This is a genomic window from Polaribacter sp., assembly GCF_049276715.1.
Lineage (GTDB): Bacteria > Bacteroidota > Bacteroidia > Flavobacteriales > Flavobacteriaceae > Polaribacter.
Genome location: NZ_JBASWY010000041.1, coordinates 186,332 through 204,135, shown reverse-complemented (window position 1 = coordinate 204,135; position 17,804 = coordinate 186,332). Strand labels below are relative to the sequence as shown.

The window sequence follows — 17,804 nt, the reverse complement described above, 5'->3', positions numbered from 1 at the left end:
CAAAATGTAGTGGTAAATACTTAAGTACCTTATTCATAGCGAAGACAAGGTACTAAAAATTTAATATATTTTAAAGAATACTTTTTGCTTTTACAAATGTTTTTGTCCAGTAAGCTTCTGATAATGAAGAAACAATAACACCTTTAGAGGTTGTGGAGTGTATAAAGAATATTTCATCATCTTTCACTTCTACAATTAAACCTACATGGTTTATAGTATTGGAGTTCCTTCTAATTATAAAAAAAAGTAAATCTCCTTTTTTTACATTTTCTAAAGACACATCCATTCCTATTTCTGCTATATTTCGAGAGCTCCTTGGCAATTGAATATCTTCTTTACTAAAAGCAACAGAAACCAAACCAGAGCAATCCATCCCTTTTTCTGTAATTCCACCATATTTGTATTTAACATTTAAATACGAAAGAGCGTTTGTTACAATTTTATCTATTATAAGCTCTGTTTCTAAAGTGTTTGAATTAAACGAATCTTTTTTGTCATCAACTCTAACAATATCTTCATTTAATGTTATTGGTTTTACCAAACTACGATCTTTTACAATGGCATTATTTTTATCTTTTTTATTAGCAAGTGTTGTTTTTTGTAAAGAACAAGAACTGAAAATGAGTACTAAAAATAGCGCTGTCAAAAAAAACCTATTCATAATAAATTATGATTTTATCCCTTTTATAATTTCTTCAGCTACTTTTTCTGAAGCTCCTTTTCCTCCCAATTTCTTTTCTAAATCGTAATAATTTAAAAACATTTTTTCTCTATGGTTTGTTTCTAAAATTTTTGCGAGTTCCGTTTTTAGATTTGTTCTTGTTAATTTATCTTGAATTAACTCGGTTACAACTTCTTTATCCATAATTAAATTGACCAAAGAAATAAATTTTAAAGTGATAATTCTTTTGGCTATTTGATAAGATATAAACCCACCTTTATAACAAACCACTTGTGGAATTTTAAACAACGCTGTTTCTAAAGTTGCAGTGCCAGAAGCAACTAAAGCTGCAGTAGAAATAGACAATAAATCGTAGGTTTTATTATTGATAAAACTTACTTCTCTGTTGCCAATTATTTGTTGATAGAAAGAAAAATCTTGACTTGGTGCACCAGCAATTACAAATTTATAATCAGAAAAGTCATCCACTAAAGAAAGCATTACAGCTAACATTTTTGTGATTTCTTGCTTTCTACTTCCTGGTAATAATGCAATAATTGGTTTGGTTCCTAAAGAATTTTCTTCTCTAAATTTGAATTCATCAACTTGTTTTCGATCTGCAATTGCATCAATTAAAGGATGGCCAACAAACTCTACATTGTAATCGAATTGTTTATAAAAATCTTTTTCAAAAGGGAGAATGACAAACATTTTATCGATGTCTCTTTTAATACCATTTACTCTGCTTGCTCTGCTTGCCCAAACTTGAGGAGAAATATAATAATTGGTTCTAAAACCAGCTTTTTTAGCCCATTTTGCTACTCGCAAATTAAAGCCAGAATTGTCTATAAAAATAACAACATCTGGCTTAAATTTTTCAATATCTATTTTACAAAACTTAATAAAACCCAATACTTTATTCAGGTTTTTTAAAACTTCGAAAAAGCCCATAAAGGCTCTTTCTTTGTAATGACTTACTAAAGTACCTCCAATATTTTGCATTAAATCTCCACCCCAAAAACGTACTTCTGCATTTGTATCATTTTTATACAATGCCTTCATTAAATTAGAACCATGTAAATCTCCAGAAGCTTCACCAGCAATAATGTAGTATTTCATCAGATAAACTTTAAAATCAAAGTGGTTAATGCAATTATTATGGTAGTTAATAAAACACCTTTTGCTCTGTTGTCTTGTTTCTTTTTAATATATATTAAAAACACAAATAAATTTGGAATGGCAGCAATAGATAAAATTTTACCATACAAATCTCCGTCTTTAATCAATTGTAAAGTTTCACTAAAACCAACTCTAGAAAAATATTCTACATATAAAAAACCACCTGCTGCAGTTGCAAACAGCGCTGCTAAAACTCCTATTAATAGGTCTTTTTTTACAGTTCCCAAGAGTTTAATTTTTGAATCATGTGATGTGCAGTTAAATCGAACTGAACAGGTACTATAGAAATATAACCATTTTCTAAAGCGTAAACATCTGTATCTTGCCCTTTATCTTTATTTACAAACTCACCAGAAAGCCAATAATACTCTTTACCAAAAGGACTTTTTCTTTTGTCGAAAATCTCTTTCCAAAAACCCATTGCTTGTCTGCAAATTTTAGTTCCTTTTATTTCATCCTTCTTTAAATTAGGTATGTTTACATTTAAAACAATACCTTCTGGCAAACCATTTAACAAAGTATTTAAAGTAATATTTTTTACAAAATCTTCGCAAGGCTTAAAATCTGCATGCCATTTAAAGTCTAATAAAGAAAAACCAATTGCAGGTATACCCTCTATTCCTGCCTCTATTGCAGCACTCATTGTACCAGAATAAATAACATTTATAGAAGAATTAGAACCATGATTAATACCAGAAACACATAAATCTGGCTTTTTATTCAAAATTTCGCTGATTGCCATTTTTACACAATCTGCAGGAGTTCCTGAGCAAGTGTATTCTAATTGTGGCCCATCATCAATAGTAATTGGGTTGCAAGTAAGCACATTATCCACAGTAATTGCATGTCCCATTCCACTTTGAGGACTATCAGGAGCTACCACAACAACTTCTCCAATTTTATTCATTATTTTAATTAATGCTCTTATTCCTGGAGCAGTAATTCCATCATCATTGGTAACTAAAATTAAAGGTCTTTCTTGCATACTATTTACTTTTAAGGTTCAAGATTGCATATTAAATCTTGAATTCTAAACTTAAAATTTTGAATTCTTTAAGCAAATGTAAAATATTTTAAGCGATAATCTTTTTAACATTTCGTAAAGAATAAAAAAGTCTTATTTTTTGTAACATTGTATGTACGTAATTATTAAATTTTTAATATTCTCTTCCACCATTTTCAGTGTTTTTGGAATGAAGTTTAGGCAGAAAATTAAGAATTTTTTTAGTTCTGAATAAAGATCGTTGACGAAAAGGAGATTATGTTTCAATGCAATGAGAATTAAAAAAGGAAAAAAATAATATCAGAAGTATTCATAAAAATTTATTAAAAAAAATAAATATAAATTTTTGGCACTATTTTAGTAGATTCGTAATTAGAAAATAAAAACAACAGAAAACTATATATGAAAGTAAAATTTAAGTTTATCACTACTTTTTTAGCAATATTATTATTAATTAGTAGTGCATCTTTAAAAGCAGCAGAGCATGATAAGAAAGCAGACCCAGAAAAAGATAAAGTTTTAATTTATGTATTAAAAAATATTTTAAGCAGAATGCATTTTGTTGTAAAAAACATGAATGATAATTTCTCAGAGCAAGTATATAATACTTTTATTGATGATTTAGATGCCAGCAAAAGATATTTTACCCAAGAAGACATGAAAGAATTTTCTAAGTATAAATATCAAATAGACAATCAACTATTAAAAGATGATTTAAGTTTTTACAAATTGGTATACAATCGATTTTTAACTAAAATGAAAAATGCAAAATCTTTTTATGGAGATTTATTAGCACAACCTTTCGACTTTAATAAGAATGAAACAATAGATTTAGATTACGAAAAAGTACCATTTGCAAAAAACGATAATGAACTTATAGATTATTGGAGAAAGCAATTAAAATTGCAAACCTTAAGCAGAATACAAGAACAAACAGATTTACAAAAAGATAAACTAAAGAAAGATAAAAATTACAAGGTTAAATCTTTTAAAGTTTTAGAAAAAGAAGCGAGAGCTGAAGTTCTAAAAAATATGGATGAATTGTATGTTAGAATAGAAGAGTTAGAAAACGATGATTGGTTTTCGACTTTTTTAAATGCAGTTGTAGGCGCATTTGATCCACACACAACTTACATGGATCCTAGTATTAAAGAGCGTTTTGACCAAACAATGTCTGGGAAACTTGAGGGGATTGGAGCTCGTTTACAAAAAAAAGGGATTTACACACACGTTTTCGAATTGGTTTCTGGAGGACCTGCATGGAAACAAGGAGAACTTGAACCAGATGACATCATCTTAAAAGTGGCACAAGGTGATGAAGAAGCTTTGGATATTGTAGGAATGCGTTTAGATGATGCCATTAAATTTATTAAAGGTAAAAAAGGAACAGAAGTAAAGCTTACAGTAAAGAAAAAAATGGATGGCTCTACTAAAATAATTTCTATTATAAGAGATGTTGTTCAATTAGATGAAACTTTTGTAAAATCTAGTATTGTAGAGAAAGATGGAAAAAAATATGCAATTATAGATTTGCCAAGTTTTTACATCGATTTTTCTGATGATAATTACAGAGATTCTGCAAAAGATATGGAAAAAGAAATTGAAAGATTAAAAACCGAAGGCGTAAATGGTTTAATTGTAGATTTAAGAAACAATGGTGGTGGCTCTCTAAAAACTGCCATAGAAATATCTGGTTTATTTATTAACGAAGGTCCTGTTGTGCAGGTTAAATATAGAGGAGAAGACCCAACAATCTACAAAGATACAGACCCTAAGTTGCAATGGGATGGTTCTCTTGTTGTGCTAGTAAATGAATTCTCTGCATCAGCATCAGAAATTTTTGCGGCTGCAATGCAAGATTATGAAAGAGGAATTATTTTAGGTGGTAATCAAACGTATGGAAAAGGTACAGTTCAAAACGTTTTACCTATCAATCAGTTTTATCCAAAATACGAAAAAGACTTAGGTTTCTTAAAAATGACTATTCAAAAGTTCTACAGAGTAAATGGAGGTTCTACACAAATAGAGGGCGTTTATTCCGACATTGCTATGCCTAGTAGATATAGTTATATGAAGTTTGGAGAACGAGATTTAGCAGGTGCTTTAGCTTGGGATAAAGTTCCACAAGCGAAATACACGCAAACAAATACATATTCAAATTTTAATGATGTTATATACAAGAGTAAAGAAAGAATTGCCTCTGACACAAACTTTAAAATGGTAAATGAATATGCAAAATGGCTGAAGAAAAATCAAGATGACACCTCTTTCTCTTTAAACTATAATCAATTTTTTAAAGAAAGTGATGATAGAGAAAAAGAAGCAGAGAAGTTTAAATCTGTCTTTGATTACAAATCGAATTTAACTTTTTCATCACCTAAATACGAACAATCCTTGGTAAAAAGTAATAAAGATTTAGCAGACAAAAGAATGGCTTGGCACAAAAACTTAGCCAAAGACATGTATGTTTCTGAAGCTTTAAATGTACTAAGTGAATTAAAACTTAAAGAAAAATCTGAACTTGTTAAGAATTAAAGCAGTTCAATTATAAATATTTAAAACCTGATATTTTTTTTATAAAAAAATATCAGGTTTTTTTAATTTTGAAAAATGACATATAAAGTAACATTTGCCACAAAATGGTCTGACTTTGATCCAAACAGACACATGCGTCACACAGCTTACAACGAATATGCAGCAGAAGTTCGAGTGCGTTATTTTGCTGAACAAAATTTTTCTATTGATGAATTTACCAAATATAATATCGGTCCTATTTTATTCACAGAAGAAACATCTTTTAGAAAAGAAATTCATTTGGGCGAAAATATAACAGTAAACATAAAATTATCTGGACTTTCCAAAAATAATGAACGATGGAAATTAGTTCATGAAGTTTTTAATGAAGCAGGTAAATTATCTGCAGTGATAAAAGTTTATGGAGCTTGGTTAGATTTATCAAAAAGAAAATTAACCTCACCCCCAAAAGAAGCAAAAAATTTGTTTTTGAGCGCTGATAAAACTGATGATTTTGAAGAAATTATTTTAAAACCAAAGGTTTAAAGTTCCATATCAATTACAATTTTACCCTTCGTTTTTCTTTGCATCATATTTTCGAGCGCTATTGGAGCATCTTTTAAAGAATAGGTTTTATCAATATGTGGTTTTAACTCCCTTTTTGCAAACCAAGTTAATAACTCTTTAATATTCTCTAAACTTTTTTTCGGTTCTTTTTGAGCAAATGCTCCCCAAAAAACACCCACAATACTTGCTCCTTTTAATAACGTTAAATTGATAGGTATTTTGGGTATTTCACCATTTGCAAAACCAATTACCAAATGTCTTCCTTTCCATGCTATTGCTCTTAATGCCAATTCAGAAAAATGACCTCCAACAGGATCATAAATTACATCTACACCTTTCCCGTTTGTTAATTCTTTGACTCTATCTTTTAAATTTTCTTCTGTATAATTAATAACTTCATCTGCACCAAATTGCTTGCATAAATCTAGTTTTTCTTTCGTTGAAGCTGCTGCAATAACTTTAGCACCCATTAATTTTGCCAATTCTAAAGCTGTTAAACCAACTCCACCAGAAGCTCCTAAAATTAAAATAGTTTCTCCTTTTTGTAAATTTGCTCTGTCTTTTAAAGCATGATAAGAAGTGCCATAAGCCAATAAAAAAGCAGATGCATTTACCATAGACATCCCTTTTGGTTTCGGAAAACAGTCTTTCGCTTTTACAATTGCTTTTTCAGCAAAACCTCCAAAAGGTATAAAACCCACAACCTCATCACCAATTTTAAAATGTTGTACATTTTCTCCAACTTCTTCTATAATTCCAGCGACATCACTTCCTGGAGAAAATGGGAATTCAGGCTTAAATTGATATTTTCCTTGAATAATTAAGGTATCAGGAAAATTTACACTGCATGCTTTTACAGTTATCAAAACTTCATCTCCTTTGGGGTTTGGAGTTTCAATTTCTTGATATTTTAAAGTTTCAGGTGTTCCAAATTCGTTACATACTATAGCTTTCATAAAAAATATTTTTTACCAAGGTAACATAATTATAGAAATGAAAAAAGCTTCTCAATTGAGAAGCTTTAAGTACGAGCGGAGAGACTCGAACTCTCACACCTTTCGGCACTAGATCCTAAGTCTAGCGTGTCTACCAATTCCACCACGCTCGCATTTTGGTTTGCAAATATAAACAATCAATAGAAACTACAAAGCAGTTCATTATTATTTTTATATTTTTGATTTTAATTCAAATAAAAATTTATGAAAACTGTAAAATCTTACATAAAAGAACACAAGCAACGTTTTTTGGACGAATTGATAGAATTACTAAAAATTCCTTCAATTAGCGCTGATAGAGCTTATAAAAAAGATGTTTTACTAACTGCAGATTTTGTTTTGGAAAGTCTTAAAAATGCAGGTTGCGATTCTGTTGAAATTTGCCAAACAGATGGGTATCCTATAATTTATGGAGAAAAAATTATTGATAAAAATCTACCAACAATTTTAGTTTATGGACATTATGATGTACAACCTGCAGATCCAATTGATTTATGGCATTCTCCACCATTTGAACCTGTAATTAAAAAAACAGAAATTCATCCTGAAGGTGCAATTTTTGCAAGGGGTGCTTGCGATGATAAAGGACAAATGTACATGCATGTTAAAGCATTCGAATACATGATAGCAACAGACAATCTGCCATGTAACGTAAAATTTATGATAGAAGGTGAAGAAGAGGTTGGTTCTGTAAACCTATCTAAATTTGTATCAGAAAATCAAGAAAAATTAGCAAATGATGTGATTTTAATTTCAGATACTGGCATGATTGCTAACGATATTCCATCTATAACCACAGGTTTACGTGGTTTAAGTTATGTAGAAGTAGAAGTAACTGGACCTAATAGAGACTTGCACTCTGGCTTGTATGGTGGTGCAGTTGCCAATCCAATTAATATTTTAACAAAAATGATTGCTTCTTTGCACGATGAAAATAATCAAATTACCATTCCTTGTTTTTATGATAAAGTAGAAGATTTATCCAAAGAAGAAAGAGCAGAAATGGCTAAAGCACCTTTTTCCTTAGAAAACTATAAAAAAGCATTGGCTATTGATGACGTTTTTGGTGAAAAAGGATATTCTACAAACGAAAGAAATTCCATAAGACCAACTTTAGATGTAAATGGTATTTGGGGAGGTTATACAGGTGAAGGTGCAAAAACAGTAATTGCAAGCAAAGCGTTTGCAAAAATTTCGATGCGCTTGGTGCCAAATCAAGATTGGAAAGTAATTACAGAATTGTTTAAAAATCATTTTGAAAGTATTGCTCCAAAATCTGTGAAAGTAAAAGTTACACCACATCATGGAGGTCAAGGTTATGTTACTCCTATTGATAACATTGCATATCAAGCAGCAAGTGAAGCATATGAAACCACCTTTGGTAAAACTCCAATACCGCAAAGAAGTGGAGGTAGTATTCCTATTGTTGCCTTATTTGAAAAAGAATTAAAAAGTAAAACTATTTTAATGGGTTTTGGACTCAACTCTGATGCTATTCATTCACCAAATGAACATTTTGGAGTTTGGAATTATTTAAAGGGTATTGAAACAATTCCATTTTTTTATCTTAATTTTGCAAAATTATCTTTATAATTGTTGTATTTAAAGCATGTTAACCTGTTTTTTTACCATTTTAACGATATAACTAAACAATTCAAAAAAAAACGTTCCCCAAAATAAATATTTAGTAATAAATTTGACATCTAAAGTCAGAATAAAATAATCACAAATAAAAATAAAAATGAAAAAAATTTACTTTGGGGCAGTATTCACATTAATGTCTTTTTTCGCGAGTGCACAAGATTACGATCATTGGTCTATTGACATTGGAGGTGGACTTCATCAGGTTGGTTCTGCATTAACTCCGGGATTTGCTGAAAATATTTTCGGACAAGGACATATTGGTTATAGATATATGTTTAACGAGAAATTTGGTTTAAGATTAGATTTAGGATATAATAGTTTTACAGCTAATGAAACTTCTCAACCTTTTACCTCTAATTATTATAGAGCTAGTTTAGAAGGTGTTGTTAATTTAAGAAGTATTTTAAAATTTGACACTTGGACTAAACGTTTTGGATTATTATTTCATGCAGGTGCAGGAGCTGCTACTTTAAACGTTACTGCTCCAGTAAATAATGGTAGTGGCGATGTAATGTATGCTATGAATTTTGGTTTAACTCCTCAATTTAAATTAAATGACCGATTCACGCTATTTTTAGATTTAAATAGTATAATTCACTTTTATCAAGAAAATAATTTTGATGGAGGAAAGAATGTAGATTGGAGAGAGTCTAACATAAGCCTTATGAATACATCAATAGGTTTGAATATTGCTTTAGGAAAAAATAGGCAATCAGCTGATTTTTATGTTGAAGATGAAATAGAAGATAAGATAGTTAACACAGAGCTAGACGCAATTAAAAAACGTTTAAACAATGCCGAAAAAGAAATAGAAATTTTAAAATCAAAAGAGTCTGGCCCTAATAAAGATCTTGTATTAACAGAATTAGATGAGAGATATGTTAAAAGAGATGAAAACCCTAATAGATATTCTAGTGTAGTTACGGGTTCTAATGTTGATTTTATTAGAGAATTATTAAACAGCGGTTATATTAATGTTTATTTTGATGTGAATAAAGACGAAATTCAAAAAGGGTCTTTAAATTCTGTAAACTACTTAAAGCAATTTATGATGGACAACCCATCTGTAAGTGCAGATTTAATCGGTTATGCAGATGAAACTGGAACAGCAGACAGAAATAAGACGCTTTCTCAAAATAGAGCAAAAAGAGTATATGATGTTTTAGTTGCAGCTGGGATAAGCCCATCTAGACTTTCTTATTTTGGAGGTGGTGAAGATAAAACTGTAACCGAAGAAGCAAGACAATTTGCTAGAAAAGTTACATTTAAGTTAAGATAAAATCAACAAAATTACATAATTAAAAAAGCATCTACAATTTATATAGTAGATGCTTTTTTAATTTAAAGAAATATACCAAGTTACTCTAAACCACAAATTATTTTCAGTTGCATTTTCTATAAAATTGCTTAATCTGTAATCGAAACCAAATTCAATTTTATCTTTCTTTGTTGCTTGATAACCTAAATAAGGTGTAAATCTAATCTCTAAATCAGAGAAATCGTACAAATACTCATTGCCAAATTTCAAGTAAAATTCTTTAACGTCCACCTTTTCGCCATTCAAAGCTTTTTCTGCACTTATTCTATATCTCATTCTAAAAGTCGTTTGTTTTTCTGATTCAAAAAATTGTTCAAAAGCAAAACGATGACCTAATTTTAAAGTTGATAATTGATTGACTAAATTGAAATGCTGAAAAGTTCTATGAATTGTTCTTGTATCTCTTAAACGTAAAATATAGCCAAAGTTAAAAGATTGATTTAGCCCTGTTTTTAAGGATATTATAGATGAAATATCAACTAAACTATGAGAAAACTGATATGCATCATCGTATAAAACAGTTCTAGACTCTAAACTATTTATCCATTTTGTTTTTTCAGATATTTTTTTTGATAACACGACTTTTGGCAAAAATCCTGCATCTAAATTCGTTTGAGAATTGATTTGGATAAAAAACAAAATAAATGCAAAAAACGAAACTATTTGTTTACCCATTAAAATTCTAAATTGATTGAATTTATTTGTTTAAACTTTAATTCTTTAATTATGGCTCCATTTTCATTAAATAAAACTTCATATAAATCGTAGTCATTTTCTTTTTTAGCTTTTAATACAATTTCATAAAAAATTCTAGTTGCTATATGATTTCTTGTACTTTCTAAAAAAACTTTCTTTACTTCAGTTTCTAATCCTTTGTACTGAATTTGAATCTTTTTAAATTTATATTTTTTGTAAGTCCCAGATAATTTATGAGTAATTTTATTTTGAATTTCTAAATCCAATTCAGCAAAAGACACTTTCTTTTCAACATCAATTAAGTTTCCCTTTTCTGAAAATTCGATGCTAAATAAGTGTTTTTGGAAACAAATTTTTGCCTCGAAACTTTTTCCATCATTACTTTCTTCTACATACCATTTTACCTTCTTTTCAAAATTTAGACCTTTTATAAAGTTCAAAGAATTCTCTGGAACTTGAGCTGGTTTTACTCTGTATTCTTTCTCGAATTTTTCTTGGGAGCATGTTAAACTTGAAACAAGTAAAATAAATAAAAAGACACTTTTTTTCATATTTTTAGAACTAATTATTTTATAAAATAAGCCTTCAAAATATAATCTACTTCTGGGTATTTTTCTCTTAAAAATTTATTGCCAAATTTTGCTATTGAATCTTGTTTATAGCCCAATTTATCTCCATAACCATTGTAAAATTTCAAGACATTTTCTTGCCCAACAATTACTTTTGCAACCACAGGAAAACCAGTAACTCCTGAATATGCCAATTTATCTAATCTGTAATTTTCTTTTAAATTGATAAAAATTTGATTCGAGCGAGTATTCACTCCTCCTCTTGCAAAAGAAATCGTCATAGAATCGTTTTTAACAATTACAGGTTCATCTTCAATACCTCTTTTTTGCCAAGCATTATTGATTAAAGTATCATTATGTATACCAAATTGAGCAACAAATTTTGGAACAACTCTGTAAATAGGAACATCTACATAGTATTCATTTTTGATTAATTGATACAATCTGTCAACACCTTTTGGAGACCATTCTCTATTGGCTTCAATGTCAAAATTCCCTTTTGTAGTTTCAAAACGTGCTTTAAAAGTAGCAGGCGCTTCTTTTTTTAACCACTTTTCATTGAATTTAACAGTTGAACAAGCAGAAAGTATTACTAATGCCAATATTATGTATATTTTTTTCATCCTATTTTTTTTAAATTTTAAACAAAAGTAGCTAAAATGATTGTTTTTGAATAGATGCAGTGGTCACAAAATAATCAATAGTTTAAACTTCGAAAATTCAAAATTTTAAGAAGTAACAAATAGCATTTTAAAACGTTATAATAAAATACAAACTATTTAATTGTGCTTAAAAATTTCTTTATTATTTGTTCTGGTGTTGATAAAAACCTAATTAATAATTGTTCTGATGGCGAACAAAATAAATACGTTGGTATTGGAGCCACTGTGTTTTTTACTGCAGTTATGGCAACCATAGCTGGTTCTTACGCTTTATTTACCGTTTTTGATAATTTATATGCAGCTATTTTCTTTGGATTGATTTGGGGCTTATTGATTTTCAATTTAGATCGTTTCATAGTTTCGACGATTAAAAAGTCGGATTCTAAATTGAAAGAACTTTTACAAGCAGCTCCAAGAATAATTTTAGCAATCATTATTGCTGTTGTTATTTCTAAACCTTTAGAACTAAAATTGTTTGAGAAAGAAATCAATCAAGTTTTATTGGCTCAGAAAAACCAAATGACGCTCGATAACAAAACACAAATTGCACAACAATTCATGCCTGAGATTTCGAAAATAAATTCAGAAATTGAAAACTTAAAAGCAGAAGTTTTAGCTAAAGAAATTGAAACCAATACTTTATATGAAACCTATATTGCAGAGGCTGAGGGCACAAAAGGAACTAAAAAATTAGGTAAAGGTCCTGTTTATGAAGAAAAACGAGCCAAACACGATGCTTCTGTATTGGCTTTAAATCAGCTTAAAAAAGAAAATCAAGAGAAAATAAACCAAAAAGAAAGTGCAATTGCTACTTTGATCGAAAATCAAAAATTAGCAGAAACAAAAACACAACCTATCATTTCTAATTTTGATGGATTAATGGCAAGGATAAATACCTTAGGAGAATTACCCTTTTTTACATCATTCTTTATATTTTTATTGTTTTTGGCCATTGAAACATCACCCATCATAGCAAAATTATTAGCGCCAAAAGGTGAGTACGATTTTAAATTAGAGGAAAAGGAATCAGCGATAAAAACTTGGGTAACACAACAAGTTCAGCAAAGACAACAAATGCTAAATGCAGACATTGCTATAGATAATAAAGTATATAGAGATCTTAAAGAAGATGATGATTTATACACTTACAAGCAAAAAATGGCAAGAGAATTGATGAAACTACAAGCAGATTCTTTTTATAAAAAACAGCAAAAAATGTTGTAAAACAACAACGAATATGCCACTACAAAATTGATAACCAATTATTTAAACATTTTATGATTATAAAATAAGAATCTGTATCAGCAGAAAAAAATTTATAATTACTTTTGTTATTCATTTATCAATTTATATATATATATGAAATATCAAGCTATTTTAGTTTTATTTATGGCATTTCTAATTTCTACCAATAGTTCTGCTCAAGAGGTTGCTAATGATACAATAAAAAAATCTTTTTGGAAAAAATTGTATGGTCAACCTGTTGAATCTGCAATTATTTTTATGCCAATAGGACATCACATCATAAATCCTGATGTAATTTTTCCTTTTTATACAGGTATTAATTACAAGGGTTTTGAAATTTCTATGTATGCGAATTCTCATAATGATATAACAACTTCTATTTATTATAAAAGAAAACAAAATTTATCAGAAAAATGGTCATTTATATATGGTATTGGTCTTGCTTATGGTTATGATGGAAAACTAGCAGAAGTAGAAGGTTTGCCTTTTAGAGAAACTCTTTTTTCAGGCCCCATAACGCCTATGGTAGGTTTTGAGTTTAATTATAAAATATCTAAAAAAATAAGTATCAATTTAAGTGTTGCACCTCCAGTAGTTATAGCTTATGGTATAAGATACGCACTCAATTGGTAAAGCTATAAATGTCTTTTTTATCTGGTTATAAAACCATAAAATTCTAAATTTGAAGAGTTTAAAACTTGGCTTTTTTTAATGTAGACAGAATTTAATTCTTTAAAAAACAAAAAAAGCGTCCCTTTAAAGGGAAGCTTTCCATTGGTTAACAAAACCACGACACTTTTACGAAAGTACCAAAACAACACAACTTTTGTTACTTCAACAAAAAGCAACGCACAAATATAAGCAGTTTTTAAATATTTTAAAATAAATATCCTATTTTTTGCAATATTGCCAATTGTGTATTTGCGCATAGATTGTATCTTTGCTTCCTTTATTAAACTTTACAAATTTAAATACAAATGCAATTATCAGAACAAGAAGTTGTACGAAGAGAGAAGCTCGCAAAATTAAGAGAAATGGGTGTGAATCCATATCCAGCAGATTTATTTCCAATCGATTCTAATTCGAAAGAAATAAAACAGAATTTTGTAGAAGATAAAAAGGTGGTAATTGCTGGTAGATTAATGTCTAGAAGAATTCAAGGAAAAGCTTCTTTTGCTGAATTACAAGATGGTGAAGGACGAATTCAAGTTTATTTTAATCGTGATGAAATTTGTACAGGTGATGACAAAACCTTGTATAATGAAATTTATAAAAAACTACTTGATATTGGCGATTTTATTGGTATTGAAGGCACTTTATTTACAACCAAAGTAGGTGAAAAAACAGTGATGGTTAAGAATTTTAAATTGCTTTCTAAAGCTTTAAAACCTTTGCCTTTGCCAAAAATTGATGCAGAAGGAAAAGCACATGATGCTTTTAACGATCCAGAAATGCGTTACAGACAACGTTATGCAGATTTGGTGGTAAATCCACATGTAAAAGAAGTATTTATTAAACGTACAAAGTTGTTTAATGCCATGCGTAATTTCTTTAATACTGCTGGTTATTTTGAAGTAGAAACGCCTGTTTTACAGCCGATTCCTGGAGGCGCAGCTGCAAGACCTTTTATAACACACCACAATTCTTTAGATATTCCTTTGTATATGAGAATTGCAAACGAATTGTATTTAAAGCGTTTAATTGTTGGTGGTTTTGATGGGGTTTATGAATTCTCGAAAAACTTTAGAAATGAAGGAATGGATAGAACTCATAATCCTGAATTTACAGCCATGGAAATCTATGTTTCTTACAAAGATTATAATTGGATGATGGATTTTTGTGAGCAACTTTTAGAGCACTGTGCAATTGCTGTAAATGGAACTTCTAAAGCTACTTTTGGTGAACATCATATCGATTTTAAAGCGCCTTATACAAGAGTAACTATGGCAGATTCTATCAAACATTTTACTGGTTTCGACATCAATGGAAAAACCGAAAGTGAAATTAGAGAAGCTGCAAAATCAATGGGAATTGAGGTTAATGAAACCATGGGTAAAGGAAAATTAATTGATGAAATTTTTGGTGAAAAATGTGAAGGAAATTACATTCAGCCAACATTTATTACAGATTATCCTAAAGAAATGTCTCCACTTTGTAAAGAGCACAGAACAAATCCTGAGCTTACAGAGCGTTTTGAATTGATGGTTTGTGGTAAAGAAATTGCAAATGCATATTCAGAATTAAACGATCCAATTGATCAACGTGAGCGTTTTGAACATCAATTAAAATTAGCTGCAAAAGGCGATGATGAAGCTACAGAATTTATAGACTACGATTTTTTAAGAGCTTTAGAATATGGAATGCCACCAACTTCTGGAATGGGAATTGGAATGGACAGATTAATTATGTTTTTAACCAACAATCAATCCATTCAAGAAGTGTTGTTTTTTCCGCAAATGAGACCAGAGAAAAAAGTAGTGGCTGTGGAATTAAATGATGATGAAAAAGCAGTTTTAGCAATTCTTAAAAAAGCCCAAAAATTAACCTTAGATGATTTGAAAACTAGAAGCGGTTTATCAAATAAAAAATGGGATAAATCCATTAAACACTTAACTAAAAACAGTTTGGCAAAAGTTTCTAAAACTGATGATGGTTTGTTTGTAGAAGTTTTATAAATAGATAAGCTGAATAATATTTTAAAAGGAATTACTTAAATATAGTTCCTTTTTTAGTAAATAAAAATAAATGATAAAAAACATTTTAAATAGAGACAAATGTCTTATATTTGAGGTCAAATGTATTTGTCATGGTTTACAAAGAAAATATATCAGAATCTAATATTGTTAATGAGGCCATTAGCAACTATGTAACTAGTTCACCTTTTAACATCACTAAAGAAAAAATTACTATTTCAGATTTTTTTAATAACAAGATGTTAGTAATTAAAGTTATAAGACAAGGTTTACCTTATAAATTATTTAATCTTATAAAAAAGATGAGTCCTTTTACAGAAGAAGATTGGGCAAGTTATTTAAACATTTCTAAAAAATCTTTGCAAAGATATAGCAATGATAAAAATCATTTATTTAAACCTATTCATACAGAAAAAATTATCGAGCTTGCAGAAGTTACCAATTTTGGCAAAGAAGTTTTTAGTTCTAAAGATCAATTTTATTTGTGGTTAAATACACCTGCTTTTATTTTTAATAATTTAAAACCTTCAGAACTTTTAAGAGATTCTTATGGGAAAGAATTAGTTATGGCAGAGTTAAATAGAATAGAGCATGGAATTTTTGCCTAATGAAAGTTTTTAGACTATCAAAAAAAAAATATGCAACAGAATTAAATGGTAAAGGAGCTGCAAAATTTAATAATAGATGGAACACTAAAGGAACAGAAATTATTTACACAGCAGAAAGTAGAGCTTTAGCCATGGCAGAAGTTGCAGTGCATTTAACCATTGCTACACTGCCAAAAGATTTTGTAATGATTACTATTGATATTTCTAAAAACATTATAATTAAAGAATTAGACTCTAAAGAATTAGATAAAAACTGGAATGCAAATCCTTCTAATTCAGAAACTCAAAAAATTGGAGATTTGTTTATAGATGCAATGAAATATTGCATTTTAAAAGTTCCTTCTGCAGTTGTTAAAGGAGATTTTAATTATTTAATCAACCCACATCATAAAGATTTTAAAAAAATTAAAATTATAGATATTATTAATTTTCCTTTCGATGATAGATTATTTCAATAAAAATTAAAATGGAAAATTATAAAAAAATAATAGAAGACATTTATTTTGAGGTAAAAAATGTAAATGATATTGGTAAAGTTGCCAACTACATACCAGAACTAGCAACAGTTTCTTCAGATAATTTTGGAGTGAATATGACCTCTATTAAAAAAGAATCTTTTGGCGTTGGTAATTTTGATAAAAAATTCTCCATACAGAGTATTTCAAAAGTTTTATCATTAACCTTAGCTTACAGATTTGAAGGTGCAAAATTATGGAATAGAGTAGATGTTGAGCCTTCAGGAAATCCTTTTAACTCTTTACTTCAATTAGAAGCAGATTTAGGCAAACCTCGAAATCCGTTTATAAATGCTGGCGCACTTGTTATTTGCGATATTTTAATTAGTCATTTAAAGAATCCTAAAGAAGATTTTCTTGCTTTTTGCAGAGAACTTTCTAATAATCCTACTTTAAGTTATAATGAAAAAGTTGCACAATCAGAGAAAATATCTGGCTTTAGAAATATTGCACTTTGTAATTTTATAAAATCGTTTGGCAATATTAAAAATAATGTTGAAACTGTTTTAGATTTCTATTTTTATACTTGTTCTTTAGAAATGAGCTGTAAAGAACTTTCAGAAATATTTCTCTTTTTAGCAGATGATAATTTTACAACCCATAAAGGAAACAAGGTTTTAACCATGAGCAGAGCAAAAAGAGTGAACGCAATTCTACTTACTTGCGGTTTTTATGATGAATCTGGAGAGTTTGCTTTTAGAGTTGGTTTACCAGGAAAAAGTGGTGTTGGAGGTGGTATTGTAGCCATTCATCCAGATAAATACTGCATTGTTGTTTGGAGCCCAAAGTTGAATAAAAAAGGGAATTCATATAAAGGAATGTTGTTTTTAGAAAAATTTACAACAAAAACAGCTTCCTCTATTTTTTAGATAATTTTATTTGCAATCTTCATTAAATTTGAAGAACTTCCTTGCTCTAATGCAAAACTTTCACTT

Annotated in this window: 18 protein-coding genes and 1 tRNA gene; 10 read left to right on the top strand and 9 right to left on the bottom strand. The window is 29.2% G+C overall.

Annotated features, from left to right (window positions below):
• Positions 1-70 precede the first annotated feature (70 nt).
• The 4 genes from WAO74_RS10720 to surE are packed head-to-tail and all read right to left on the bottom strand — an operon-like array spanning position 71 to position 2,825.
• Complete coding sequence (locus WAO74_RS10720; RefSeq protein WP_422161983.1) at positions 71-661, bottom strand: C40 family peptidase; 591 nt, start codon at positions 659-661, stop codon at positions 71-73.
• Positions 662-667: 6 nt separating this feature from the next.
• On the bottom strand, positions 668-1,780 hold the full coding sequence (gene lpxB / locus WAO74_RS10715) for a lipid-A-disaccharide synthase (RefSeq protein WP_422161981.1): 1,113 nt from the start codon (positions 1,778-1,780) through the stop codon (positions 668-670).
• Positions 1,780-2,067, bottom strand: a complete 288-nt coding sequence (locus WAO74_RS10710) for a hypothetical protein (protein WP_422161980.1) — start codon at positions 2,065-2,067, stop codon at positions 1,780-1,782. Before WAO74_RS10710 ends, lpxB begins: the two co-directional genes overlap by 1 nt.
• Positions 2,055-2,825 (bottom strand): 5'/3'-nucleotidase SurE, encoded by a 771-nt coding sequence (surE, locus tag WAO74_RS10705; RefSeq protein WP_422161977.1) that lies wholly within the window; start codon positions 2,823-2,825, stop codon positions 2,055-2,057. The genes WAO74_RS10710 and surE overlap by 13 nt, the downstream gene beginning before the upstream one ends.
• A 420-nt stretch (positions 2,826-3,245) precedes the next feature.
• Here surE and WAO74_RS10700 point away from each other — a divergent pair, with 420 nt between their 5' ends.
• A complete protein-coding gene (locus WAO74_RS10700) occupies positions 3,246-5,378 on the top strand; it encodes a carboxy terminal-processing peptidase (RefSeq protein WP_422161976.1) in 2,133 nt (710 codons plus the stop codon).
• Positions 5,379-5,453: 75 nt separating this feature from the next.
• Entirely contained in the window at positions 5,454-5,903 is a 450-nt protein-coding gene (locus WAO74_RS10695; protein WP_422161974.1) for an acyl-CoA thioesterase, read from the top strand.
• On the opposite strand, the gene WAO74_RS10690 is transcribed toward WAO74_RS10695, so the two are convergent.
• Together WAO74_RS10690 and WAO74_RS10685 are read right to left on the bottom strand one after the other, a co-directional pair.
• Positions 5,900-6,880, bottom strand: coding sequence for an NADPH:quinone oxidoreductase family protein (locus tag WAO74_RS10690; protein ID WP_422161973.1), 981 nt, complete (start codon positions 6,878-6,880; stop codon positions 5,900-5,902). The two genes, WAO74_RS10695 and WAO74_RS10690, sit on opposite strands and share 4 nt — an antisense overlap.
• A 70-nt stretch (positions 6,881-6,950) precedes the next feature.
• Positions 6,951-7,032, bottom strand: a tRNA-Leu gene (locus tag WAO74_RS10685).
• Positions 7,033-7,123: 91 nt separating this feature from the next.
• Between WAO74_RS10685 and WAO74_RS10680 the strand changes: the two genes are divergently transcribed.
• Both WAO74_RS10680 and WAO74_RS10675 read left to right on the top strand, forming a co-directional pair.
• Positions 7,124-8,512, top strand: a complete 1,389-nt coding sequence (locus WAO74_RS10680; protein WP_422161971.1) for a dipeptidase — start codon at positions 7,124-7,126, stop codon at positions 8,510-8,512.
• A 148-nt stretch (positions 8,513-8,660) separates the two neighbouring features.
• Positions 8,661-9,842 (top strand): OmpA family protein, encoded by a 1,182-nt coding sequence (locus tag WAO74_RS10675; protein WP_422161970.1) that lies wholly within the window; start codon positions 8,661-8,663, stop codon positions 9,840-9,842.
• A gap of 57 nt (positions 9,843-9,899) precedes the next feature.
• On the opposite strand, the gene WAO74_RS10670 is transcribed toward WAO74_RS10675, so the two are convergent.
• The 3 genes from WAO74_RS10670 to WAO74_RS10660 are packed head-to-tail and all read right to left on the bottom strand — an operon-like array spanning position 9,900 to position 11,769.
• Entirely contained in the window at positions 9,900-10,556 is a 657-nt protein-coding gene (locus WAO74_RS10670) for a DUF2490 domain-containing protein (protein ID WP_422161969.1), read from the bottom strand.
• Positions 10,556-11,128 (bottom strand): hypothetical protein, encoded by a 573-nt coding sequence (locus WAO74_RS10665; protein WP_422161967.1) that lies wholly within the window; start codon positions 11,126-11,128, stop codon positions 10,556-10,558. Before WAO74_RS10665 ends, WAO74_RS10670 begins: the two co-directional genes overlap by 1 nt.
• Before the next feature lie 14 nt (positions 11,129-11,142).
• Positions 11,143-11,769 carry a peptidylprolyl isomerase gene (locus WAO74_RS10660; RefSeq protein WP_422161965.1) on the bottom strand — a complete coding sequence of 209 codons (627 nt, stop codon included), beginning with the start codon at positions 11,767-11,769 and terminating at the stop codon, positions 11,143-11,145.
• Between the two features lie 162 nt (positions 11,770-11,931).
• Here WAO74_RS10660 and WAO74_RS10655 point away from each other — a divergent pair, with 162 nt between their 5' ends.
• The 6 genes from WAO74_RS10655 to WAO74_RS10630 all read left to right on the top strand — a co-directional run bounded on the left by WAO74_RS10655 (position 11,932) and on the right by WAO74_RS10630 (position 17,738).
• Positions 11,932-13,032, top strand: coding sequence for a DUF4407 domain-containing protein (locus WAO74_RS10655; protein WP_422161963.1), 1,101 nt, complete (start codon positions 11,932-11,934; stop codon positions 13,030-13,032).
• A 135-nt stretch (positions 13,033-13,167) separates the two neighbouring features.
• Positions 13,168-13,686, top strand: coding sequence for a hypothetical protein (locus WAO74_RS10650; protein WP_422161961.1), 519 nt, complete (start codon positions 13,168-13,170; stop codon positions 13,684-13,686).
• Positions 13,687-14,030: 344 nt separating this feature from the next.
• Positions 14,031-15,728 (top strand): lysine--tRNA ligase, encoded by a 1,698-nt coding sequence (gene lysS / locus WAO74_RS10645; RefSeq protein ID WP_422161959.1) that lies wholly within the window; start codon positions 14,031-14,033, stop codon positions 15,726-15,728.
• A 131-nt stretch (positions 15,729-15,859) separates the two neighbouring features.
• Positions 15,860-16,354, top strand: coding sequence for a type II toxin-antitoxin system Xre/ParS family antitoxin (gene parS, locus WAO74_RS10640; protein ID WP_422161957.1), 495 nt, complete (start codon positions 15,860-15,862; stop codon positions 16,352-16,354).
• On the top strand, positions 16,354-16,812 hold the full coding sequence (locus WAO74_RS10635; protein WP_422161955.1) for an RES family NAD+ phosphorylase: 459 nt from the start codon (positions 16,354-16,356) through the stop codon (positions 16,810-16,812). Before parS ends, WAO74_RS10635 begins: the two co-directional genes overlap by 1 nt.
• 8 nt (positions 16,813-16,820) lie before the next feature.
• Positions 16,821-17,738, top strand: a complete 918-nt coding sequence (locus WAO74_RS10630) for a glutaminase (protein WP_422161953.1) — start codon at positions 16,821-16,823, stop codon at positions 17,736-17,738.
• Positions 17,739-17,804: the final 66 nt, after the last annotated feature.